Origin of the sequence: Viridibacillus soli, assembly GCF_016612995.1 — a bacterium.
In the GTDB taxonomy this organism is placed as follows: Bacteria; Bacillota; Bacilli; order Bacillales_A; family Planococcaceae; genus Viridibacillus; species Viridibacillus soli.
In genome coordinates, this window is record NZ_JAEOAH010000029.1 from 1 (window position 1) to 24,737 (window position 24,737).

A 24,737-nucleotide genomic window follows, 5' to 3' on the forward strand; every position below is an offset into this window, starting at 1 on the left:
TTTTCACTTAAAAGGTGAAAATAAAAAAGCGAGAGTTCCATAGTCTAATAAGGATTTCTCGCTTTTTTATCGTTTTCTATGAATAAAGTGGGTAACTATAACTTAACCTTTTATATGTATTCGCATATTTAGATAGAGTCTGTGTCTGATTTTACCATTATAGAACTTCCACCATAGATATCATTGAATATCGCACATTCTATCCCAAATGGCAATATTATAAGCCTTATATTTTCTGCTAGTTTCTTTTCATTTTTATCGTTTTTTTGTTATAACCAGCTAAAAATCTACTCTACCTTTCTTCCATCCTAATATACCTAAAAACAAAAAAACTACTTAAAATAACACCTAGAAGGAATTGCATCGATATTTTCACCTTCAATTATTGAAGTCTTCTCCCTCTTACAATTATACCGTTTTTCCCTATTTTCGTTTCATTTATCATTAAAATTGTCTAAAAAATATTCTCTGTAAAGTATATTTCCGTTTTGTTTACCTATTGAAAATGTATTTATAGATTATTCAATCCACAGTTAAATAATTATTGTTTTTTCGAGAACACTAATCATAATTCAACAAAAAGATTTACAATTCTCTTACATGGCGATAACACTTCTATAAAACTGTTCCTGTATATTTTAGTTATACCAAAGTCTGGGAGGAATTTTATTAATGAACAAGAATTTAAAGAAGAAATTGCTTGCGTTTGCTGCTGTATCTACACTAGCTATTAGTAGTCTTGGTGTACCATTTACTGAAGCGCATGCAAAAACTGCAGCACAAAAAGACCCCGAAATCAAAAATATTATCTTCCTAATTGGGGATGGCATGGGCACTTCGTACACTTCGGCATATCGCTATTTGAAGAATAGTCCAAACTCGAAATTCGTCGGTCGTACAGAATTTGATAAATATCTTGTTGGTCAGCAAATGACCTATCCAGAAGACACGAAAGAGAATGTGACCGATTCGGCATCTGCAGCAACTGCGATGTCCGCTGGCGTAAAAACATACAATAATGCTATTGCCGTTGATAACGATGAATCTGAAGTGACAACTGTTTTAGAAACAGCAAAGAAAGTGGGTAAATCAACTGGACTTGTTGCAACATCTGAAATTACACATGCTACTCCGGCAGCATTTGGCGCTCATGATCCAAGCCGAAAAAATATGAACGGCATTGCGGATGATTATTATGATGAACTCATTAATGGCAAGCACAAAGTGGATGTCCTATTAGGCGGCGGAACTTCATTATTTATTCGTAAAGACCGCGACCTTGTGAAAGAATTTAAAAAAGACGGCTTTAGCTATGTGACAACGAAAAAAGAATTACAAAAAAATAAAAACAAACAAGTACTTGGCTTATTCGCAACTGGTGGTTTGGATAAAATGATTGACCGCAGCGCTGAAACACCTTCTCTTGCAGACATGACAAACTCTGCTATTGACCGTTTAAAACAAAACAAAAAGGGCTTCTTCCTAATGATCGAAGGTAGCCAAATCGATTGGGCTGGACATGATAACGACATCGTTTCTGCAATGAGCGAAATGGAAGACTTTGAAAAAGCATTTAAAGCAGCGATCGATTTTGCTAAAAAAGACAAGCACACTTTAGTCGTTGCCACAGCCGACCACTCAACTGGAGGTTTCACAATCGGCGCGAATGATACTTATAACTGGTTTGGTGAGCCAATCAAAGCAGCAAAACGTACACCAGATTATATCGCTAAAAAAATCGCTAATGGCGCTGATGTTGAAAAAACATTAAAAGAGTACATTAAACTCAATCTAACAACTGAAGAAATTCAATCTGTTAAAGATGCTACAGCTAAAAAAGAAATTGATATCGACAATGCCATCGAGAAAATCTTTGACACACGCACAAACACAGGTTGGACAACTGGTGGCCATACAGGTGAAGACGTCCCCGTTTACGCATACGGTCCATCTTCAAGCAAATTCGCTGGTCAAATTGACAACACAGATAACGCTAAGATCATCTTTAACATTTTAAACAACAAGAAAACAGTCATCAAAGACAAATAAAATAGTTGTGAGAAAGGGCTGACACTCCTGGCGTTAGCCCTTTCTTCTTTATAGTGGAGGTCTAATAATGAAGAAATTAATCAGTTTAGTATGTATCTCAATGTTCATGATTATTTTATGCGGTTGCTCCAACAATGATTTTAGCACCGGCTCCTCTGCTAAAGCGGAACAAGTCGATAGCAGTTATTTAGATGCTTACGCAGTTAACCCGCAAGTACCAGATGATGGTACGTTGCTCACAGTTGGCCAATCAGTCAAAGATGGAAAAGGTGAAGCAACATTACAGAAAATAAATCTGACAGAACAATCAACTGGGATTGGCTCCATACAATTAACAGTAAAAGACACAAAGCTCATCCACCTATTCCCTGATTACAGTATGACCGACTATTTTCATGGCCTTACACATAATGAAGAGTTCGACTTTGTGAAGATCTTTGTGGAAATTAAAAATAACTCAAATGAGAAATTAAACTTCGCACCAATCGCAATAATCGAAACAAATACCGGTGAAAAATTAAGCTGGGAGCAAGATATATACTTAGAGAATCTGAATGGTGAAATGGAGAAAAAAACAACTAAGAGAGGTAATTTAGGATTTATCGTTGATAGCAAAGACGACTTGGAATGGATTGAAATTACAACAAGCGATGTATTTGATAAGGATGAGAAGAAAATAGCCGATGCACAGAAGTTTCGAATTGAGTTTTGAAAATTATTCATGTATTAAAAGAAACATTTAGTTTTATATATTATCAAGACCTCACTAGCGTTGCATAAATAAAGACGGAAAATTCAGTTTTTTTATACTTAGGGTTTAGAGCCAAAAAAGTGAACACTTCAATAATGGTGGCTCCATCCATTTGGTTTTTATTTACAATTATAATTGTTCGACAACGACAGTTAGCGGTTTACGGAACGGCTTTGCCTTCGATCTTCCGAAGCCAGATGTAGGTCGGTTTCCATAAAGCAGACCTTAAATATCGGCTAATTTGCAGGATTTTTCGTTTGCTCTTGGTTTCAATTTGCACTAGAACATTTAAATAAAATACAATGGTTGAGATGTTGCTTGATCGATTTGAAAGTTCTGGTAACTTTAGCTCTTTCATGATGGTGCTAATTATATTTAAATAAGTGGCTTGGCAGATTGCTTCAATTTGGATGTTCATGAAATACATCACTTCTTTTTACGGGTTCTGAATAGATTCCACATCCAACTGAAAAAAATCCTACTCTTCAAGTTAAGAGAAGTGCGTAATGTGAGTTAATCTTCTACTCATATAGCTTATTCTAACGACTCTATCAAAGACACCATTAACAAAGTTAAAGCAATCAAATGAATTTCCTTTTGCTACTAAAAATTTTCAGCTTTAGACATCATAACTTGATAAATTGTAAAGCAGTACAAAAAAGCAGCTTGAGGAAATCTCCTTAAGCTGCTTAATTAACTCATTACGACGCTATTTTACATAGAAAAACTGACCAAGTTCAAAATCATGGCGTTGCGAGAATTCATTTAAAACCGCCTAAAAAAAATTGCATAAATCAGACGATTTCTCCGTCTTTCATCCGAATAATACGCCCAGAACGTTTTGCTAATTCTTCTGCGTGAGTCACCTGTACAACGGTCGTACCAAGGTCTCGATTGACCTTTTCCAATAAAGAAGTAATGACTTCCGCTGTATGACTATCCAAATTACCCGTAGGCTCATCTGCGAAAAGAATATTTGGTTTCATGAAGAGAGCACGAGCAATCGCAACACGCTGCCGCTGCCCACCGGAAAGATTCGCAACCGGCGTATCTGCCTTATCCGTCAAGCCAACAATATCGAGCAGCTCCTTTAAATAAGTGTCATCTTGATATTTTTTATACATCTGTGCCACGAAAATAATATTTTCTTTCACTGTCAACATTGGGATCAGATGAAAATCTTGAAAAATAATGCCTAGATTTTCAAAGCGAAATTTTGCAAGTGCCTCTTCTTTCAATGTATGGATGGGCTTTTCTGCTATCAAAATCTTTCCCTCGGTAATACTCGATAGACCGCTCAAACAATATAATAATGTTGACTTTCCTGCACCACTTGGTCCCAAAATAGAGACGAAATCACCTTGTTGGATTTCTAATGATACATTCGATAAGATGTTTTGAGTTGTTTGACCACTCTTTACTGTTTTTGTAACATTTTCGATTTTAAGCATAGTTTTTACCCGCTTACCTTTCACGTATTGTTTGTAGGATATTCATTTTTTTCAAATTACGACGACTTGCCAGCCAAACAACAATCAACACAAAGAGATATACGCCGATTGCCTGTAGCTGCATTTCATAAGTAACAACCAGAGGAATATTCTGCCCGATTACGGTTTGAATAAACCATTCAAAGAATCGTAAGACCAAAATAAGGATCACTTCTGCGATCAATAGGCCTTGTCCCCCTAAAGCAAAGATCTGCCAGAAGTTTAGCGACATTAATTTCTTTTTACTAAGTCCCGCTGCGCCTAAAATCGCAAAGAGTTTCTGCTGTTTATCTCGCAAGATAAAGAAACTATTCAATAAGGATAAAATACTGATCAATGCGATAAATAGAATAAATATCATTAAAACACTTTGGAGATTTTGTGCGAAACTAGTATTATCTAGGCTTTGTTGCCTAGCATCCATCGTTCCTAAAATGTCATCTCCAAATTCACCGTATAATTTATTTAAAATCAGCTCATCATTTTTTATATAAAACTGACTGATTTTTGTGTCGTCCAACTTGCGGAAGCTTTCCTCACTTACAATCGCCACATGATCTGTCGCATTCATACTGCTATCAAAGTAGCCTACGATTTCGAATCGTTTTCCATCCATCTGCACTTCATCTAATAAGTGATATTTTTTATACTTCTCATTCAGATAGACATTATTTCCTGCTTGAAGCAATTTCATATCGATATTGCCCTTGATATTGAACCCTTTCAAATCATCTTGATCATTTATGCCAATCAAATCATCAATCGATAGTTTTTCACCTTTATGCTTCACATCCAATGGCTCAAGCGAATAATTTTTCCACAAAAATTCTGCTTGTTCCACATTATTTACCGCTAAGTAGGTCTGAATCTCTACTGTTTTTTCTTCATTTACGGTAATTTGTTGATCGAATTTCCAATTACTATAAACACCAGTAATAAAGTGCTGAACACCCGTAATCGCAGCGTAAATCAGTAATAGTGAAATAATGGCCAGCATTAGGATGGCTTTCATCTCATTGACGATTCTTTCACGGTTTAAATGTTTGATGAGTTGCACAGAACTTTGCTTAGCATTTCCCAACATCCAAAAAACACCGAACAATAGACTAATGCCCACTAGGACAAAGGTATAAATGGTGGGCTTAACAACACATGCCGCCACAAGTACAAGTAATAGTACAAAGAATGGTACCCATCCTTGTTTAATTTTCACTTGCTCTCGTCCTAAAATATATGCTAATACGTCGGTTTTACGGAAGAGGCTCGTAATAAAGCCGTTTGCAATCACAATCGTCGCTAGTAATATGCCGTAGACTGCCACATAATAGATCCATCCCAATGGCAACAGGCAGACACTCACGATTGCTAAGATGCTGTAGATGATTGTCATCAAAACGATATTTTCTAGCCACATCAATGCTGTCAGGCGACGTTTCTGTATACCGATAATGTTTAGGATTGATAGATAGTGTAACTTTCCAACGAAAGCCATTCGATAAAATCCGAACAAAATATAGGTAGACACTAACAGAATTACCGCATCGATGATCATCACCACGAATTGGATCATCTGCATCTGTCCGATGGCCGAAACGTTTTCTCTGACGTTTTCAGTTTGATAAACGTTTTTATGTTTTTGCACTTTCAAATCAGTACCCGCCAATGTCGTGACATCTTTTTCGGGTAATTGAAAGTTCTTTCGAAATTGTTCTTTGCTGACTAAAATATTGGCACCTTGCCCATCCTCTTTGGCAAAAAAATCACCATCAGCAATCGCCGCTACCTGATAGTCAAAGGGCGTGCTGTATGTTTTTATGGTAATCATATCTCCCTTTTTGAGCTTATGCGCTTTCGCAAAAGAAGCGGATACCACAGCGTCATTTCCCTTTAGCTCATACACTTGGTCAAAAGGAAATACTTTGTAAAAGGCTTGATCGACCCCGTAAAAATTGACAAAGTTCACTTTGTTATTCTTTTCATGTACACCATTGCTTTGTAAATAGGTCGTCTTATTTTTCCCAGTCCAGTCCTTTACAAAGTCGTCCTCACTACGGAATTGATCGTGCTGCAGACGAACGATTTGGGTGACTTCTCCATATTGGTCATAGAAATGGGATTCTGTCTGTTTAGCAATGAGTTCATTTGCGCTGATACTTCCAAATAAGATGGCACAAATAATCGTCAAGGTAAACAAAGGACCTAAAAATTGCATCTTATGAAGGCGGTAATAAGACTTTAAAAATTGTTGATATATCTTCATATATATCCTTTCTTTGCTACTGATTTTTAAATAATATTTTTTCAATTTCTTCTGCAACTTGCGTTTCTGTATTCTTATAGGTTGTTGCAACTACCTTGACAACTTCTTTACGTAATTGCAATTGAATACTACCGATTGTATCCCCAAACGCTTCAGTATTCTCAGTTCGTTCTTCAAATGCATCAGTAAATTTGGCATCTAACAAAGTATTTACATTTATAATCGGCAGTTTTTTCAACATCTTCATCATCTTTTTGTCATTCATATATATGATGTCTAGCTGAAAATGTGTCAATCAATTGACTACATTCTGCACCAAGGGCTCTTTTTATAGAGCTCGCCTAATAAGCTAAATACAACGGCATATTATATGTAATCGTCGCTGATGACTGCATATTCTGGATCAAATCTAACCGTTTTTGCGCAGAAGAAAGTGGATCGAACGCTTGTGGCTCTACTTTTTCAATCAAAGGCAATTCGTTAGACACTTGGCTCTCCAAATATGCTGCTAAACTAGCTACTTGAACGTGGGTGAACAAATCACGTAAGCTAATATGGATATTCAATTGTTCCTCTACTCTATTTGCTACTTGCATCGCTTTTAGGGAATGACCGCCAAGTGTAAAAAAATCATCATACCTACCAATTGGTATTAAATTGGATCCTCATGTAAGATAGGCTGTTCTTTTTCTACTCATATAGTAACGATTTCACCTTTTTCGATTTTCACATGTGCTCGTACATCATTCAAAATGAGTCTTTGACGTTCCATCGGTGAGCTGGATCTACTGGTACATAAACTGCTTCTATGTAGACAGTACGGTGAATGGATAAAATCGTCACTAAACTCTTATCGGCAACAATTGCTACTTTATCACCTTTTTGCACAAAATTCTGCAGATTGGCCACTTTCTTGGCTCAAAATAGGAAATATAAAAACTAAAAATTCCGATAAATCATACAACACTAGTGGATTTATATTAATGTTTGATAAAACATAGCCTATTCGGACATAGCGTCTGTAAGAGATTATTTTTGTTTTAAAGTAGTGTTTGAAAGTTTTTATAACGTTAGGATGGCATCTAATTCACAAGTATAGTGAGCATTCTATAAAATGAAATCAAACTACAACTAAAAACACAGGCTATTCACCTAATATATAAAATATATTTATTGTAAAAATATATAATTTTATCAATTAACTGTTATTTTATTTAATAAGAAAAGTAGCTTCTGTTATTACGATTAGTTTTTACAGAAACCCTTTTAAATTACTAGTTCTAATAACTATCTAATATGGATATATCAACATTTATAGAGGGGAGGTACTAAAATGCGCTTTCCAAAAATCAATAGTGATGCACTAAAATTGTTAGGTGTTGAAAATAAATCAACGCCTATTTCAATGCCAAGTTTTTCAGGAATAAGTGCGATGCCGACAAAATCAGCCCCAGCGATGAGTGAGGAAAAATATAAGGAGGCGATTATCGCACAGGCTAAAAAAGATTTTGAGAATGGCAAGTGTGGTGGTCATAAAAACCCTTCCTATATGACACTAAAGAACAACTTCGTATCTGTAGTTTCGCCTGACCGTAAAGGCTCGATAGTACAAGCATTAAGACAATTACCATTCATGCAACGTGGAAATGTGAGCTATTTAGAGGTAATGGATGCGCGGGGGAATATTAATTCTACCTATTCGCCGCATTACGGTTGGCATGCGATTGGCACAAGAGCAGAACATCTTCGTGAAAGTGAATTTTTGATGCGATTTATATTGAATCGTGGCGCTCATTTAATGCAGCGAGCCAAAATAATGAAAGTAATACCAGTACATCTAGCAGTTTCATTGATGTGTCAGTTTAGCTTTAAAAGAAATGCTGATACAAAGAATTGCGGTAGCGGGCTTTTCATTTATTTTGCTCAAACTTTTTTATAAAAATCCATTTCATTAAATATTGAAAAGCTCTCGTTTTGATCAATCTTTTTTCAAACAAGAGTTTTTTATATGCAGTAAAATCAAGCCTTGTAGGATTTTTTTATCAAACTTTATTTCAAACCAACAATAGTTATTTTTAATCTATTTTAATAAGTTTGCTATTACATTTTTCACAATACACTGTATTTGCATGCTTTTGTAATACCTTATTTAATACGCCAACTGGCATCATTCTTTCAGAAGGTAAAGTTAAAGAAACGTGTATTCGATCCCCTTCACCCAACTGTTTGTTGCAGCTACTACAGCTAAGTGCTTTATTATTTCCAAACATTATTTGCCTTCCCCTTTCTGTATATTTCTATTTTATCCACTAATCGATTAAATCTTCTATCGTTTTCGTATACAGTTCAACCCAAGCTGAAAATGACTTTTGATCATCCCAAGTCACTGCGCCGATAGCCTTTGCACAGCCCCAATCTAGGATTCGTTGCTGCAGCATATGTACTTTTAATCGCTGAATAATATGTCCTTTTTCATAACAATCACCTAAATAAATCGATAGGAAATGATTTGCTACATCTAGTTCGTTCTGATCGATGTAAATCGTTAATATCTTAATCAAATCAGCCAAAGGATCTCCAAAATAGGCATTTGTAAAATCAAATACACCACTTATCTCCCAACCCGATTCTCTATTACTAAGCAAAAAATTGCCGGGCTTAAAATCTCCCATTACAAATGTAGGTATATCAAATTTATCAAATGAATCATTCGCTTGTAGTAATACATTGTCAATCCAAGCAATATCATTTGGTGTTATTTCTGAATACTTTTTGGCATCTTCCACCCAAAATCGGATTCTGTTATATAACCAGTTTGTATAGTTCCCTTCAAATGGACGTAAGCTTTGCGTTTTCGCATCAAACTCACCGCTCTCTTTAACTCTCCAACTATGTAATTGTAATAATGTATCAGCCATTACTCCAGCAATCTGTAGTCTATCTTCTTTTGTTAAGTTCTCCACTATTACTTGATCATTTAAATGCTTTCCTTTTAAACGCGGCATGATCGCATAACTCCAGCCAAAAAGAGCTTTCGACTGCTCAATGTTATACGGGGTGGGAACAGATACGTTGCTACGATTAGTTATATTATGTACAAAATACTGTTCCTCTTCGAATTGCCCGGGAAATAGTGGATTGCCTTTCAATACATATTCTCCTTTTGAAGAATGAACGAACATCGTCTGCCCCATTGCCCCATTAGCAGTTCTTTCCGCGGAAATGAGTTTTCCAAAGTCAAATTGATCGAGCATTTGCTGTAATTGCTCATTCGTAATATCGCCTAATTTATTGGATGCAAATATTATTTTTGTCGTCATTCATGTCCTCCATATAGTAAATACGATTATTAGTTTGCGTTCATCATAAAATGATTCAATCTAATCTTTATACCATGCCTCTTCAAATTCGATATTAAGTGCTTTGCCAAATAGTGCTCCCCACTGTATAAAGCCAGAACCCCTAGCCGTTATGATATTGCCATCTTGCACAACTAAATCCTCTACATAGTCTACATCATTAAAGAAACCGGATTGTTCTCTATCTTTTTCTAGCAATCCAACTGTGTATTTTTTCCCCTTTAGCAAGCCCGCTTTTGCCAGTAACATCGGAGAACTAGAAATACTAGCGATAACAAAGTTTTCTTGGTTAACTATCTTTTGAATAAATTCAATATACCTTTCGTTTTCAACTACACTTACAATATCCATACATCCAGTTAGTAAAAGGCTATCAAAGTCTTGATAGTTAACTTGATCTATCGTTTCATCAGCAATACATGTTAGCCCTGCCTCACCGCTTACGCCTTCTTTCGTTAGTGCAATCACAGATATTGGCTTTCCACCCTGCATTAATATGGATAAAGCCGTCGTCAATTCATACTCACTAAATTGCGGATATAATAAAACCGCCGTTTTCTTCACCTGTAAAACGTCTCCATTCTTTATGATTCTGAAATTCCTATATTAGTTTTTTCACCATTGTAAAATAGCTACTACCAGGTGGATAATCCTTGATTTCTCCTACAACTTCATACCCTTTTAACTCATAAAAAGAACGCGCTTGAAAGTCATAAGTCGTTAATAATGCTTTTTCAGCACCCTTTTCAATCGCCAACTTTTCCGTTTTATTTAGTAATTCACTCCCTAGACCTTTACCTCTAAATTCTTCACCAAACCAAAAATCATTTATTTCAACCCAATTCCAATATACTTCTGCCGATATACCACCAACCCATTGTTGCTGCTCATTCGTTACAATAATATTGATGGGGTGCCTAGAACCTACTTTTCTTACCTCTCTATGGTGAATGGAGTGTTCATTATTAAACTCCATTATCTTCGTGCTTAAAAAAGTCGAGAATTCCTCGTTTTTATCTAGTGAAACTTCTATTTGATAATTCATCTTTGTACACCTCTACTTTTTCAAATATTCATTAATTTATAACGCTATTTCTAAATTAATAAGATATTAGTCCATCACAATTTATTCCTAACATAAATTTTAAATTTTAACCAATTTGATAGTGAGTAAATTGGAATTGGAACATAAAATATGGCTGAACTTTGATAATAACTGGGCCTATAATTAAAACTTAATTCACCATCTAGTACATGAATATAAGATGGTGAGTTACTTTATAGACATTATGACGATTTGACGTATTTTCTTTTAAACCTTCGAACTGTAAAAACAAATAATAAGACACTTAATAAAACCACGACAATTCTGTGCCCTACTTTGGGTTCACCAAATACATGGACGAATACATCCGAAATGGAAGGGAAACTAAGCCATCCTAATAATAAAGGTAGAAAAAAGATTCCCGTCAGAAAACCTAGGATTGAATACAGATATTTACTCAAATAGATTCCCTCCCCTATACGTAAAAGAATAGATCCAAACTGTCATTTTGCTAACACTGATTTTACCATAAAGTTCTATTTTTAAAAACATTTAGCACGATGAATAAATGTACTTATATTTCATATATAATCAATAATTATGCGTGGAATAAGATTAATTTCCATTATGTTTGGGGGTAAAAAAAGAATGGTAATGCCAACACATATTGTTGCTGTAGGTGGTATCGTGGAGGATGAAGATGGCAATATTTTTTTAGAAAAGACACATCATGGTGGATGGATTTTTCCTGGTGGGCAAGTCGAAGTTGGAGAGAATCTAATGGATGCTTTAATTAAAGAAGTAAAAGAAGATAGCGGAATCGGCATTACTATATCTAGCTTAATTGGCGTATATTCAAATACAAGAATTCATAAATGGTACGATGGTATAACTGATGTTCCTACAAAGTTAAAACTAGATTATATTTGCAGACCAGTTGGTGGAGAATTGGGTATTTCAGAGGGAACGTCTCATAGTTGCTGGGTTGCAAAAGATAAAGTGCTGGAACTGATTAAAGCACCAGCTATTTGAACTCGTTATGAAGCCTTTTTGAACTTTATTGGGAATATAAATTATATGGATCATGTTGCTAAAACAGAATTTGAATTAAAGTTAAATAGGACTGTATAGAAATGGTTTATAGTTTTAAAAAACCGGTCATAGCTTATCCGCTATGACCGGTTCATATTACATTTCTTGTGCTTTTTCTGTTACTTCTTTAGGAACGGTAATTGGTTTGACACTGTTGAAATTGCTAATGTTCAAGTCTGTGTTTGCTTTCATTTTCATTTCGTTGCCATCTACTTTCATCGTCATATTCATAATTGTTTTCATACGATCGATATTGTAGTTGTCTTTGTTAATATAGATAACGTACTGAACATCATCAAATGCCATTTTATCAATTGTCGGTTGTTCACTTTGTGTTAACTGAGAAAGTTGAGCTTCCATTTCAGATTTGATGAATTTTGTAAATTTCTCACCTTCAGCTTTTAGCGTTAAGACATATTTGTCACCTTCAGTATCAATTTTGAAGTCTTCTACAAATTCACTAAGCTTTTTCAGCTGCTCTGAAGGATCGGATTGCTCTTTATAAGAACCTAAAACAAGGTCATATTGATCTTTTGACATCTTCATCCACTGATCCATAGTTGATTCCTTCATATAGAATCCTGAATCTGTCAAATAGCCTTCCATTTTAATATCCTCTACATCTTCCATACCTTCATTTTGCATCTTAGTTGTAGATGTAAAATAAGAACTAAGAGGGTCTGCAATAACATCCATCTTCATATCGCTCGATACATCAATCGACATTTCTTCCTCGCCGTCTTTGAACATCATATTTTGCTTAATAATACCTTTTGCAGAATAGCTTTTCAGAGACTCTTGTTGTTTTAACGTTTTCTCATAAAGCTCCTTCGCTGTTATATCCGAATCGCCAACTTTTTCATTTGCACCACATGCGCCAAGTACAGCCGCAACTAGAAGCAATACGATTGGCAAAAACCATTTTTTCATTAACTAACCCCACCTTTTAACTTTGAATAGACATTAATAATTACCTATAATGGAAAAACCAATAAATCTATCCATTAATAATATAATACGAGTATCATGATAATAAGTTTCACTTTTTTTTGAAATCTATATAATCTATATAATCTATACAGGCGTGTTTATTAACCAATTTTAACCATTACTATTAAAGTAGTAGGTTGATTTCCGCTATGGGATGCTCGCTTTCCGCAGGCAAGCACCGAGCCGCTACAATCAACTAAAAATGTAGTAACATACTTAAGTATTGAACATAAAATAACTATGTTAATGGTAATTAACAACCTAATATTTACCTAATCAACACACCTGTAATCTATATTAAATATCTGGCATAGGAATGGAAAATACAAATCACTACTTTATAGGGACTTCAAACTAACAAGGTCATTAATGCTAAATAAATTGGACATGCTAATGCAAAACACGATAATTTCCATCTACTTTTTTATATCAATTAGCATAAACTTTTCACATACAAGAAGCATATCTTCTGAAAATCCAAGTCCATATTTATGTAATTCAGAACTGAAGTAGTTTACGTGAATATCTTTCCAATTTTGATATGTACCATCACCTTCAGCAATTGCAAATTCTTTAGTCACCTCATTAAAAGGTATTAGTGAAACTTTAACTGTCTTAATAATCGCAACAGGTTGTTCTTCGCTATTCAGAATAATGCCGTATTCATCAATCATAGGTAGTGGCTTATTTTCTAGTTCATAGAAAACATGTCCTGAACATGTCGCTGTTTTAACCCCTGTAATTACCTGCTCGGCAAGTCTATCTGAGGTATCACCGAACATCCAAGCACTTACTGAAGAAGGACTATCCCGATTTCCCCAATATTCGTTCCAATAGGTTTGTGCTGCTATATTCATTTTTAAAACCTCCTGTATTTATTGTTGATTTAATATAAAACTAAGCATTATAACATTTACACATATCTCCAACTCAAAGTCTTTTTTTACTGGTATATTTTTCATAAAATCTAATAAATCTTTTTCTTCTACATTTATAATTTTAGCTATATTGCTAGTAGATAATTTATATTCTTCTATCAACTTATCATTTAAGATTAATTGAGCTCTTTCTTTCGGCTTAATCTCTGCAAATCCATAATTCAACATAGGTAATTTATACGCTATTCTTTCTCTTTCATCTTCTGTCATACAATTTTCCTTTTGATGCATTATATTGTTTATTTTATTAAAACCATTTGTTATTCTAAAAAGATAGAAAGAATGGCTCTCCTTCGTGGCTTAAGCAATGTAAAAGTTCTTCTTTAAAGTCTTCATTTTTTATAAGTATTAAAGCCTCTTTAACATCGAAGAATCCAACTTCTAAACTTTCTGAGCTAGTGCAAAATTTAGAACTTATAGGAGTTCCTAACCACCAAAAATTGCAGATATCCCTATTTTTTTCTTGAGATATTCCGCAAAACTTAATCAGTTCGATATCTATGCCTGTCTCCTCTTTCACTTCTCTTATTACAGTCTCTTTAATCGTTTCATTTTGTTCCACTTGACCCCCTGGTAATTCCCAACCTCTTTTAGGATCTCTTTTTAGCAGTATTTTATTTTCTTTATTAACGACAACAGCTCCTGAAGTCATAATAAACTTCATAGTCATTATATCCCCCTTTTTATTGCTTCAATAAACCTGATCTGATCATCTAACATGATCAAGTGATCGGTATCTTCGAATATGATTAACTTCGTATTTGCATGCTCCTTTTCATTTAAACACACATCGTAATCATGTTATGTTTTCTAAATAATTACATTTTTATACAAAGAAAATATCATCAATAATACTTTATTTTTCCTCTTTATCTATATTGTAAAGTTAAAAATGACTCTATACATCGATTACAGATTTCCGCTGTGGAGAGAACCTTTATCGCTTTACTTCATCCGGAACAATAATGCTGTCTATTTTATTGATGTTCGTAATTTTTTCATTGGTATTTATATTGACCTTCATCGCCTCTTTTTTAAAGTCCATTTCAACATCTAATAAAGTTTTAATACGCTCGATGTTATAAGTATCTTTATTAATATAGAAAATGTACTTTGCATCATTAATTTTCCATTCAGTTGTAGAGAGTCCTTTTGCATTTTTTATAAACGAAAATTTTGTTTTAAGATTTGACTGCAAATACTTCTTAAAATCTTCTCCTTTGGCATCCAACGTTAAGACATATTGATGCTCATCTGCTGTAACTGAAAAGCTGTCTTTAAACTTACTTAATTTATTAAATTGTTCAATTGGATTCTCTGGTATTTGGTAAAAATTCAACGTCATCTTAATTTGTTCTGAGTCTATTTTATTCCATGGCTCTTCTGGAGATAATTTCAGATAGCTGCCTTGATCAGTCAAATAGCTCTCCATCTCAATATGCTCAGTCTGAGAACTAGTGTGTATTATTTCAGATTTTGTCAGAGCATAAGTGTTATATGGCTTAAGGGTAACATCCATCTTCAGCTTACTTTTACCACTCATTCCAACTTCATCTTTTCCTAATATATTATTTAATTTCCGATTATAGCTTCCTGTTACAGAATAACTTTTCACAGATTCTAGTTGCTTCGATGTTTTTTCATATAGTTCTTTTGATGACAGATCTTCACTACAAGCGCTTAGCAATACTACTAATACCAACACAAATGGTAATATCCATTTTTTCATCGATACGCCCCCTAATCATATAACCGCCTATCAATATCCTATATTTAATATTTTAACCTAAATATACCTATTAACTTCATTATACAATTAATCCATTTAAAAATATTAAAAAATTGATAGTGATTCATTATTTAGGCCAATTTAACTATGGAAGTTAATTTAGATTCTGGTCTTTTGCAACTGCAACAAACCACCTCGTATTTCCTCAAACATCCTTACGTAATAAACAAAGCGGTCACAGTTATACAACTATGACCGCCTATTATAAGTAGGTGACTCATTGTGAATTCAATTGTTACTAATTTTAGATTTTACGATTATACAATATAAAATGACAAAACTTATGCCGAGAAGAATAAAAGAACCCATAAGGACTGTGAGCTGTATAGAGATTAGTTGAGCACCGAGTCCAAGGATTAGTGTAAACAAGATAATACCTATCGATTCGAAGATACTGAATAGACTGATAAATCTACCCATTATTTCATTTGGAATCTCTTCTTGTATGAATGTTAAAAATCCTGTATTTGCAAATGAAAATGCAAAAGTTAATAGAAAGAACCCGATTGCTGCGCCAACAAAGTGAAAAGAAGTCGCATATATGATATATCCAACTGCTGTAAAGATAGCGCCCACACTCATCAATTGCCCAAGCCGCAGATTTTCACTGAATATCGTATTCAAAATAGCCCCTATCACAATACCAAGTCCTGCAATACTAACCAAAAAACCATATTGACTATTGCTTAAACCTAGAACAATTGTGGCAAAAGCGGCTTCTAATGAATCTATTGCTGACATTAATAACGTTACACCACTAAACAATGCATAGATGATTGTTAGAAATTTTGCAGATTTAGCAAAATGATAAATACGATGCCAATCTTTTTTAATGACTTGCCAAGTTATTTTTTCAACCGCTTCATTTTGTCTTTCCAAATGTGGCAAAAAGAATAAAATAAATGCAGAGAAGAATAATGCAATGGCGTTAATTCTAATAGCCAATTCGGGTGTGCCAATCATAAATAGAATTCCCGCTATAGAAGGCCCCATTAAAAAACCACATGATTGTACGAAATTTTTCAACGCGTTAAATCGTTGACGGTTCGTTTCTGGTACCAATTTTGTCATATAAACTAGGGATGTTGGTCTAAATATGGCATTTGCCATGTAAATAAAAAATGAAAATACATAGATAACGACTAATGATGTACTAAACGCTAATAACAGTACACATCCCCCTCTAAAGATATCTAAGAAGATCATCACCCTCTTTTGATTTAATCTATCTATCCAACTACCAGCCCAAAAACTCACTACTATGTTGGCAATTGGCGACAAAATATATAGAATACTCACCGCCATTGGTGAATGTGTTAACTCTAAGACAATCAGATTTAACGCAATGAAATATACCCACTCACCCAAATTTGAAATGGCAATACTACTTAACAAAAGTGCACACTTTTTCCGGTTCCCCATACGATTTATTCTCCTTTTTTATAAAATTGCATAAAAAAATCCCACCCCCAAGACAATTGTCTTGGGGACGAGATTGAGAATACCTAATCGTGGTGCCACCCCAGTTTGCCATTATGTCGCCATAATCGCCTTTTTCAGTACGACAATAACTAATGTATTGTGTATACCGTATCTCTATAACGGGAGCTCCCGTCACATCATCATTCAAAAGAAATCCTATGTGCTACTCCGAGACTTGTTTCAATAATTCGTTCTTGCTCGCTTTCACCTATCCGAGCTCTCTGGAAAGAACAACCTTATTTACTCTTCTCTTCAATGTATTTTTATGAGTTTAGCATATGCAATTGAAAAGAGTCAATATTCTGAAATAAAATAAAAGTGGTATTCTTCAATTTGATTTACTAGCAAATCATGTAACAGTGACTCAGCTTATTTAATATTTCTGTTAGTTCAAGGATAAAAGCATATTTAAATCTCATAGTCCTTCTAATAGAAACTCCTATTAGAGGTGATTTCGTATAGAACAAAGACTCAAAAGCAATACTAAAGAATGCAACCAAAACTTGTAACAATAGCAGCCTATATTGCACAGCAATAAGAATTAGAAGTAGTCGAGTAGGAGGAAATTATATTGACTTTAAATGAAAAAACATTATCTATTTTCGCCTTGGGTGGCATTAATGAAATAGGTAAAAACATGTATGTTATTCAATATTCAAATGATATTGTGATCGTCGACTGTGGTGCTAAATTCCCTGATGAAAGCTTATTGGGCATTGATTTGATTATCCCCGATATCAATTATTTGCAAGAAAATAAAGAGAAAATCAGGGCTTTAGTGGTGACACATGGGCATGAAGACCATATTGGAGGAATTCCGTACTTCTTACAAAAATTAAATGTTCCTATTTATGCTAGCCGTTTTACTCTCGGTTTAATTTCACTGAAATTAAAGGAACATAAACTTTTAAGGACTACAGATTTGGTAGAAATCAACTCAGATTCAAAGTTAGACTTTGGCGAAATTGCAGTGAGCTTTTTTAGAACAAGCCATAGTATTCCAGATTGCCTAGGCATTGTTTTTGACACACCAGAAGGAAAAGTCGTTCATACTGGGGACTTTAAATTCGATTTAACGCCAATGAACGATCAATATTCTGATATTCATAAAATGAGCGAAATTGGTACACAAGGGGTATTACTCCTCATATCTGAGAGTACAAATGCAGAACGTCCTGGCTCTACACCGTCTGAGCAATTGGTAGGCGAACATATTGAATCAGCCTTTATGAAAGCTAAGCGTAAAATCATTATTTCCACATTTGCTTCAAATGTAAATCGTATTCAGCAAATAGTTCATGCAACCTTAAAGACAAATCGAAAGCTTGCTCTGCTTGGTCGTAGTATGCTGAATGTTGTATCTGTTGCTTTAGAACGCGGGTATTTAGATATACCAGATGGCTTGCTAATCGAGGCACGCGACGTAAAGTATTTACCTCCTGAAGAAGTTGTAATTTTATGTACAGGCAGTCAAGGAGAACCACTAGCTGCCCTTTCTCGCTTATCAAGTTCCAGTCATCGGGAGGTAAAAATTTTACCTAAAGATACAGTTATGTTTGCTGCATCCCCTATTCCCGGGAATGAAAAAGATGTAACACGTATTGTAGATAACTTATTTCAATTGGGAGCCAAAGTTATTTATGGATCTGCAAGTAAAACGGGGATGCATGTTTCAGGACACGGCTATCAAGAGGATTTAAAACTAATGTTAACCTTAATGAAACCAAAATATTTTATTCCCATTCACGGAGAATATAGAATGTTATACCTACACCGTTTGTTAGCTGAGTCCGTTGGTGTTGAGGAAAAGAACACCTTCATCATTAAAAATGGGGATGTCGTGGATATTGAAAATTCACTAGCTCGTCAGACTCGAAAAATTTCGTCTGGTGATACTTACGTTGATGGAATCGGTATAGGTGAAGTCGAGGACATTGTATTGCGAGATCGAAAACAACTATCTGAGGACGGCATGCTCGTCATTGTTGTAACGATTATTAAAACAGAAGGAACACTCGTAACTGAACCTAACACAATTTCCCGCGGATTTGTCTACGCAAAAGATTCCGAGGAGCTACTAAGAAATATAAACGATATCGTTAAAACAACCGTTAATGAATCTTTGGATGGTAGTATTAATAAAATGAAGAAAAAGATAAAAAAATCAGTAGGTCAGTATTTAAATGCTCAGACAAAAAGAAAGCCGATGATTTTGCCTGTTATTATTGAAATTTAAGCGGAAAGTATTTACTTAAAACGTGATTTTCTTGACAAGGTGGGAGGCGCTGGTTCGAGATATGTCGGCAGCATTTTTCAATAAGCCTGTAAATGTTGATAGATCAATGTTAATAGGCTTTTTTTTAGTAATACTTCCTCTCAATTCGCAAATTCTAAATATCTTATCCTTTAATTTTATATTATTCAGGATGACCCTTGTGTTAAATGATAATAATGAAGAACAATACTTATGTCCTAACGGCGCAGGTTGGTAAAAGATGTATTTTTTTAATTATATGTTCTTGACGTGAAAAAAGTAGCGGAAGTTATTCCACTACTTTTTTTTCACTGAAGAATGTAATCACTATTTAACGTAATACTTCGAAATACCCCCGCCAGCAACGATTAAATATTTGCTGTCTTTAGAGAAATTGATATTATGTCTGTCAATTAATTTTATTTCATATAAAAATTTATAAGAACCATCATATATTTTAATACCTCTACCTTCTAAAGTAGCGATTCTAGTTCCATCAGGACTGATTTTAACATCACCAAAAATGGTATAAGGTCCTCCGAATTTTTTAAGAATCTTTCCTGAATTTGTATCAAAAGCATAAGCGCTTTGATTTTCTTCTCCGATGACTAACAACAATTTATTATTCTTTTTTGTAAAAGTGATGTGTGTTACCATTTCTTCAAAAGTAAATTCCTTTATAACATCCCCGGTTTTTGTATCGTTTAAAACAACACGATTGTTATCATTAAAAGCTGTAGCTAAAATCGAACCATCTTCTGAAAGTGCAGCAGTAATTCTTTCTGTATTATCAGCTATATTTACCACATTTAATTTTGAATCTACAACTTTTCCATTAATCTTGTTATGGCTAGCATACGCTATCCCATTTTTTACATCAAAAAGGGAATATGTTTTAAAATCAAACATTTTATATCTTGCATAAGAATTAAATTTTAAATCTCTATAATCAAAAACACTACCGTCATAATGAACTAATCCGTTTTTCCAGAAGAAAATAGAATTCTTCGTGTTTCTATTTTCACCAAACTCTTTTACTATATCCCCATTTTTAAAATTAAATAGAGTTGAGCCCACTGAAAAGTATTTATTGTCAAAGGATGTATCTACTTTTCTTCCTATATACGACTCTTTAACATGCCAAACCTTTCTAGACACAGTGACAGGCAATTTAACTTTTTTGCCATATGCTTTTACATACACATAAGCTTTACCTGCATTTTTAGACTTCACGACACCTTTTTTAGTAACAGTCACAATCTTCTTGTTCGACGAACTAAAAGACACTTTTGGATTCTTTACGATTTTCCCGTTTTTCTTTACACTATAGGAAACTTTAGCAGAACCGTTGTACTTAAGAGTACTTTTACTAAGCTTTGCAGTAACCGTAACCTTACTTGCTGCATCAGCAACTGGTGGTACCAAAGAAATTAAAAATAAAACAACTACCAAATAACTGATGATTTTCTTCATCTACAACTCTCCTCTAGCTTTTTAATGGAGAAAATTCCTCGTTTATTATCATATCACATTAGTGAAGGCAGTAACCTGAAATTTCAGACTAATAATATCCTTAGAGTTTTATATAACTAAAGTATGTGTTATTTATTTTGATTGCACGGTTGTTGACATACAAAAAGTAATGGAAAGGTCCACTACTTTTGTTTTATACTATGCAACTAACTCATAAGCAATTTCTTCCGCTCCTTCAAACATTGAAAATCTATTTGTAGGGTCTTTCCATCTTCGTCAATTCTATATTCAGGCTCATTCGCTGAGAAGAAACCGAATAATGAAAGTAATTGTACCTACTAATTATAGCAAATTCGTACTGCTGCTCTATAAATTTTAAATTTCATCAAATTTAAATACATAATTCACCCTTAATTTATGATTTCTAATTTAATCAGATATAGTTACTTTCATTAATACTGCTTTTTTCAAACCAAGTTGATAAAAGATCAATCACTTCATTAAACGCATTTTCGTCGAAAGGAGACAAAATAGTCCTTTCAAGCAGGTCCAAAAAGGATAAACTTCCCCCCTTCTCACATAATTTCTTATAAACTCTCCAAGCTTCTTTTTCATCTGTTTGAGCTAATGCCCAAATCTGTAAAGCACAAATTTGTGCAAGAGCATAATCGATATAATAGAATGGAAATTTAAATAAATGTGATTGCATTTGCCAAAAATTCCCCCTTTCTAAATAATCATTACCCTTGTACGACTTGTCTCGCATATAAATATCCTCTAATTCCTTCCACTTTCTTTTCCATTCGGAAGAAATTGCTTTGGGATTATTATAGACAAAGTGTTGAAATTCATCTATACAAGCTCTATAAGGTAATGTAAGGATTGCATCCTCCAAATGAGCATATTTATATTTTTCAGCATCTTCATCTAATAAGTTTTCCAGTCCTGGCCAAACAAGATATTCCATCGCGATTGAAGTAATTTCACATGCTTCTTTAGTAGGAAGTATATATTCTGGAATTTCGTTCCTCATATTATAGACGTACATTTGAAATGCATGGCCGAATTCATGGCTTAATACTTTCACATCATTCCCTGTACCATTTAAGTTGGCAAAAATATAAGGAGATTTATAGTTACATAAGTAAGTGGCAAAAGCTCCTCTTGCTTTTCCTGTTTTAGTAGTTAAATTAAGCAGGTTATTTGCCTCCATAAAATCAAATACTTCTCCAGTTTCTGAGGATAACTCTTTAAATATATTTTTAAATCTTTTAATAATCCATTTCTCATCACCCTTAGGAGTTGCATTTCCATCGATAAATCTTAAATTCTCATCGAAATATTGTAAAACATCTACCTTTATTCTTTTTCTTTGATTCTCTCGTAGTTGCGTTGATATAGGTACAATATAAGTTTTAATCATGTCTCTAAACTTTTTCACTTCCTCTTGACCATATCCAACTCTTGAAAGTCTTGCATATCCTAGTTCCACAAATGAAGTATAACCAAGCTTTTCTGCTATATTAGTTCGAACTTTAACAAGGTCGCAAAATATTGAATCTATATCTTTTTCATTTTGATTCATAAGTTGATATTTTTTTTCACTTGCTTTTTCCCTAATGTTTCTATCTGGTGAGTTCAGAAAAACATCTAGTTGAGAGATATTTCTCTCTTCTCCCATGAATTCAGTCTTCGATGTTGCTAAGACTTTTATATATTTACTAATAAGTTTATTCTCTTTCTCTAAATCACTTAATACACTATCATTTACTGTGTTTATATTAATATGCGCGATTTCTAGTAATTGACTACCGTATTTATTTTCTATCTTACTTTTATTTTTAGATTTTAATAATGTATTGTAATATTTAGAAACGACCATCTCATATAGCGGCCATTTTTCATCGCTATATTTTTGCTCCTCAATGTACTTGGTATTTGTCATATCTGTATAGTTTCTAATTTGAGCTATTGTTAACATTGTCAAAACATTATTCCTTAATGAGTTAATTTCATCAATAATTTCACATTGTTTTTCGAAGCAACCTATAGATTCGAATTGTTCCAACAGATCTAATACTATTGTTTTAAACTCGCTTATATCAGGCCGTTGATATTTGATTTCATTAAAATTCATGATTTTCCCCTTTCAAAATAAATTATCTGAATTTTTTACACTTTAATAATTTTACCAAAAAAAACCTTTAACTCAATGCTTGTATTATTAACATTTTATGGTATATAACAGTTAATTTAGAAGATTAAATTTTTCGATTGAGTAATCTAAAATAGTATCTTTACCAATTGTTTAACTTTTCTATATTTTCTATTTCAAAAAAATACTGTTATCCCCCCATTCGTATCTTGATAGTGTCCTAAGAAATGAAAAACACTGTCCTAGACTTACTTTTGAAAATGGAGATAGTACAAAAATGAGGAAAGAGAGCCCCGATAAGCGTAGAGATATAAAGCCATCTCTACCATTAGAATTAAAACGGGACATCTACCGCTTTTCATATATCACTAAAATACCGGTAAAGGATATTGCTGAAGATCTAGTCTTATATGGTATAAAGACTCATGATGTAATTGAAATAATAGCAAAAAATTTCGGGGAGATGTGCGTATTGATAGTACACTTTATTAGGGTAATCTTTCAAATCCACCAGTATCAAAAGAAAGTAGAGAGGAAGAATTGGATAGGATGACAACACGGCTTACTGGATCTACATTTGAAATTCTATATATGTTAGATTGTAGACCAACCAGAGCATACGCTATTTTAATTGAAGAGAACTTTCATAATCCTAATTTTCTTCACAATTATTGCGTGATTGATTAGTCATTTATATACCCCATTCTTCATAGTAGAGATTTTTAAGGCTATGTAAAGTTCAATTAAATCTCAATAACTGTAACATGCAAGAGTTTTTTAGAACTAAATACCTATTATTTCTTAAGATATACCGATTTGTTTTACTTGATCTGTTGTATGTAATCATGGCCAATATATCTCTCCATAAAATTAAGAATACTTTGTACAAAGTACTTCAAAGAAAGAGAAGAAGCGGATGAAGGTCCAGTTTCTTCTCTATATTCTGCATAAATTCCAAGTAGGGGTACAGCCAATATTCCGGGAATTTTGTACGCTAAGTAAAATTCAACATGAAAAAAAGCCGAATTCCTGTACGGTAAGGAACCGACTTTTTAGCTTGGCTTATTCAACTCTAGCTCCTATAGTTGAATAAGAAACTTTGAACAGTTACATCTTGTTGAGTATCCAGAAAAAGAAATCGATAAGTAAGGAATTAAATTTAATTATCGTCTTCATCAAATGCCAAATGAAGTATTAAAAATTGCTATGAAGGCTCTTTCCTCAACACTTAAAACATTGCCTTATTTTAATTTTCCAATTAATATTCTCTTAAATATTCCAATTATTTCACTCCTTTTTAACGTTCAATATGATTCAAATACGACATAAAAAATTGGTAGACTATAAAACTCATATAAGCACACTCCTTTCGTTTGAGCAAAGAGGGAAAGGAGTGTTAATATGCCTTTAAGCTAAATAATTGAGCTTTATAAAACTAAGACCTGCCATTTGTTAAGGGCTGGTCTTGGTTTCGATGCTCTGTAGCCAGGCTATCATTGCTCTTATAACGCCTTAGATCCTACAGCTTTGCGTCCCTGCCTTTTGACAGGTTTGCCCTTAGCTCTATTTATTTGCATTAAGTATTAATGACATTCATTGGATACCTAACC

The 24,737-nt window shown here is 33.9% G+C and carries 22 protein-coding genes, 1 pseudogene, 1 riboswitch and 1 other annotated feature; of the genes and pseudogenes, 5 read left to right on the plus strand and 18 right to left on the minus strand.

Going from position 1 to position 24,737, the window contains the following annotated elements; all coding sequences use genetic code 11:
* The first annotated feature begins 672 nt into the window (after positions 1-672).
* Together JFL43_RS16125 and JFL43_RS16130 are read left to right on the plus strand one after the other, a co-directional pair.
* On the plus strand, positions 673-2,049 hold the full coding sequence (locus JFL43_RS16125; RefSeq protein ID WP_200749833.1) for an alkaline phosphatase: 1,377 nt from the start codon (positions 673-675) through the stop codon (positions 2,047-2,049).
* Positions 2,050-2,116: 67 nt separating this feature from the next.
* Complete coding sequence (locus JFL43_RS16130) at positions 2,117-2,761, plus strand: hypothetical protein (protein ID WP_200749834.1); 645 nt, start codon at positions 2,117-2,119, stop codon at positions 2,759-2,761.
* A 199-nt stretch (positions 2,762-2,960) separates the two neighbouring features.
* On the opposite strand, the pseudogene JFL43_RS16135 reads toward JFL43_RS16130, so the two are convergent.
* From JFL43_RS16135 to JFL43_RS16160, 6 genes and pseudogenes are all read right to left on the minus strand, one after another.
* Positions 2,961-3,113 (minus strand): annotated as a pseudogene (locus JFL43_RS16135) (IS4 family transposase); the annotation flags it as partial.
* Between the two features lie 481 nt (positions 3,114-3,594).
* Positions 3,595-4,251 carry an ABC transporter ATP-binding protein gene (locus JFL43_RS16140; protein ID WP_100796583.1) on the minus strand — a complete coding sequence of 219 codons (657 nt, stop codon included), beginning with the start codon at positions 4,249-4,251 and terminating at the stop codon, positions 3,595-3,597.
* 13 nt (positions 4,252-4,264) lie between these two features.
* Positions 4,265-6,550 (minus strand): ABC transporter permease, encoded by a 2,286-nt coding sequence (locus JFL43_RS16145; protein ID WP_200749835.1) that lies wholly within the window; start codon positions 6,548-6,550, stop codon positions 4,265-4,267.
* Positions 6,551-6,566: 16 nt separating this feature from the next.
* Complete coding sequence (locus tag JFL43_RS16150; RefSeq protein ID WP_200749836.1) at positions 6,567-6,791, minus strand: hypothetical protein; 225 nt, start codon at positions 6,789-6,791, stop codon at positions 6,567-6,569.
* A gap of 100 nt (positions 6,792-6,891) precedes the next feature.
* Positions 6,892-7,203, minus strand: coding sequence for a phosphopantetheine-binding protein (locus JFL43_RS16155; protein WP_325166699.1), 312 nt, complete (start codon positions 7,201-7,203; stop codon positions 6,892-6,894).
* A gap of 94 nt (positions 7,204-7,297) precedes the next feature.
* Positions 7,298-7,459 carry a hypothetical protein gene (locus tag JFL43_RS16160; protein WP_200749838.1) on the minus strand — a complete coding sequence of 54 codons (162 nt, stop codon included), beginning with the start codon at positions 7,457-7,459 and terminating at the stop codon, positions 7,298-7,300.
* A gap of 424 nt (positions 7,460-7,883) precedes the next feature.
* Between JFL43_RS16160 and JFL43_RS16165 the strand changes: the two genes are divergently transcribed.
* On the plus strand, positions 7,884-8,489 hold the full coding sequence (locus JFL43_RS16165) for a hypothetical protein (protein WP_200749839.1): 606 nt from the start codon (positions 7,884-7,886) through the stop codon (positions 8,487-8,489).
* Positions 8,490-8,625: 136 nt separating this feature from the next.
* On the opposite strand, the gene JFL43_RS16170 is transcribed toward JFL43_RS16165, so the two are convergent.
* From JFL43_RS16170 to JFL43_RS16185, 4 genes are read right to left on the minus strand one after another with little or no spacing between them, the layout of a single operon-like run.
* On the minus strand, positions 8,626-8,820 hold the full coding sequence (locus JFL43_RS16170) for a hypothetical protein (protein ID WP_200749840.1): 195 nt from the start codon (positions 8,818-8,820) through the stop codon (positions 8,626-8,628).
* A gap of 39 nt (positions 8,821-8,859) precedes the next feature.
* Complete coding sequence (locus JFL43_RS16175; protein WP_200749841.1) at positions 8,860-9,870, minus strand: phosphotransferase family protein; 1,011 nt, start codon at positions 9,868-9,870, stop codon at positions 8,860-8,862.
* Between the two features lie 60 nt (positions 9,871-9,930).
* Positions 9,931-10,473 carry a DJ-1/PfpI family protein gene (locus JFL43_RS16180; RefSeq protein WP_200749842.1) on the minus strand — a complete coding sequence of 181 codons (543 nt, stop codon included), beginning with the start codon at positions 10,471-10,473 and terminating at the stop codon, positions 9,931-9,933.
* Between the two features lie 37 nt (positions 10,474-10,510).
* Positions 10,511-10,954 (minus strand): GNAT family N-acetyltransferase, encoded by a 444-nt coding sequence (locus JFL43_RS16185; protein ID WP_200749843.1) that lies wholly within the window; start codon positions 10,952-10,954, stop codon positions 10,511-10,513.
* Between the two features lie 648 nt (positions 10,955-11,602).
* Here JFL43_RS16185 and JFL43_RS16190 point away from each other — a divergent pair.
* Positions 11,603-11,986 carry an NUDIX hydrolase gene (locus JFL43_RS16190; protein WP_325166696.1) on the plus strand — a complete coding sequence of 128 codons (384 nt, stop codon included), beginning with the start codon at positions 11,603-11,605 and terminating at the stop codon, positions 11,984-11,986.
* A 156-nt stretch (positions 11,987-12,142) separates the two neighbouring features.
* Here the strand turns inward: JFL43_RS16190 and JFL43_RS16195 are convergent, their stop codons facing one another.
* From JFL43_RS16195 to JFL43_RS16220, 6 genes are all read right to left on the minus strand, one after another.
* On the minus strand, positions 12,143-12,976 hold the full coding sequence (locus JFL43_RS16195; RefSeq protein ID WP_200749844.1) for a DUF6612 family protein: 834 nt from the start codon (positions 12,974-12,976) through the stop codon (positions 12,143-12,145).
* Positions 12,977-13,452: 476 nt separating this feature from the next.
* Positions 13,453-13,893, minus strand: coding sequence for an ASCH domain-containing protein (locus JFL43_RS16200; protein ID WP_200749845.1), 441 nt, complete (start codon positions 13,891-13,893; stop codon positions 13,453-13,455).
* 18 nt (positions 13,894-13,911) lie between these two features.
* Positions 13,912-14,238, minus strand: coding sequence for an HTH domain-containing protein (locus JFL43_RS16205; protein WP_325166700.1), 327 nt, complete (start codon positions 14,236-14,238; stop codon positions 13,912-13,914).
* Between the two features lies 1 nt (position 14,239).
* Positions 14,240-14,644 (minus strand): NUDIX hydrolase, encoded by a 405-nt coding sequence (locus JFL43_RS16210; RefSeq protein WP_200749847.1) that lies wholly within the window; start codon positions 14,642-14,644, stop codon positions 14,240-14,242.
* Between the two features lie 267 nt (positions 14,645-14,911).
* Entirely contained in the window at positions 14,912-15,703 is a 792-nt protein-coding gene (locus JFL43_RS16215; protein WP_200749848.1) for a DUF6612 family protein, read from the minus strand.
* Between the two features lie 288 nt (positions 15,704-15,991).
* On the minus strand, positions 15,992-17,185 hold the full coding sequence (locus JFL43_RS16220; RefSeq protein WP_200749849.1) for an MFS transporter: 1,194 nt from the start codon (positions 17,183-17,185) through the stop codon (positions 15,992-15,994).
* Positions 17,186-17,245: 60 nt separating this feature from the next.
* Positions 17,246-17,510 (minus strand) — a binding site (T-box leader).
* Positions 17,511-17,816: 306 nt separating this feature from the next.
* Between JFL43_RS16220 and JFL43_RS16225 the strand changes: the two genes are divergently transcribed.
* Positions 17,817-19,481 carry a ribonuclease J gene (locus tag JFL43_RS16225; RefSeq protein ID WP_200749850.1) on the plus strand — a complete coding sequence of 555 codons (1,665 nt, stop codon included), beginning with the start codon at positions 17,817-17,819 and terminating at the stop codon, positions 19,479-19,481.
* Between the two features lie 345 nt (positions 19,482-19,826).
* Here the strand turns inward: JFL43_RS16225 and JFL43_RS16230 are convergent, their stop codons facing one another.
* Together JFL43_RS16230 and JFL43_RS16235 are read right to left on the minus strand one after the other, a co-directional pair.
* Positions 19,827-20,972 (minus strand): WD40 repeat domain-containing protein, encoded by a 1,146-nt coding sequence (locus JFL43_RS16230; protein WP_200749851.1) that lies wholly within the window; start codon positions 20,970-20,972, stop codon positions 19,827-19,829.
* A gap of 433 nt (positions 20,973-21,405) precedes the next feature.
* Positions 21,406-23,109 (minus strand): M3 family oligoendopeptidase, encoded by a 1,704-nt coding sequence (locus JFL43_RS16235; RefSeq protein WP_200749852.1) that lies wholly within the window; start codon positions 23,107-23,109, stop codon positions 21,406-21,408.
* 1,495 nt (positions 23,110-24,604) lie between these two features.
* Positions 24,605-24,693: riboswitch (cyclic di-GMP riboswitch) on the minus strand.
* Between the last annotated feature and the right edge of the window lie 44 nt (positions 24,694-24,737).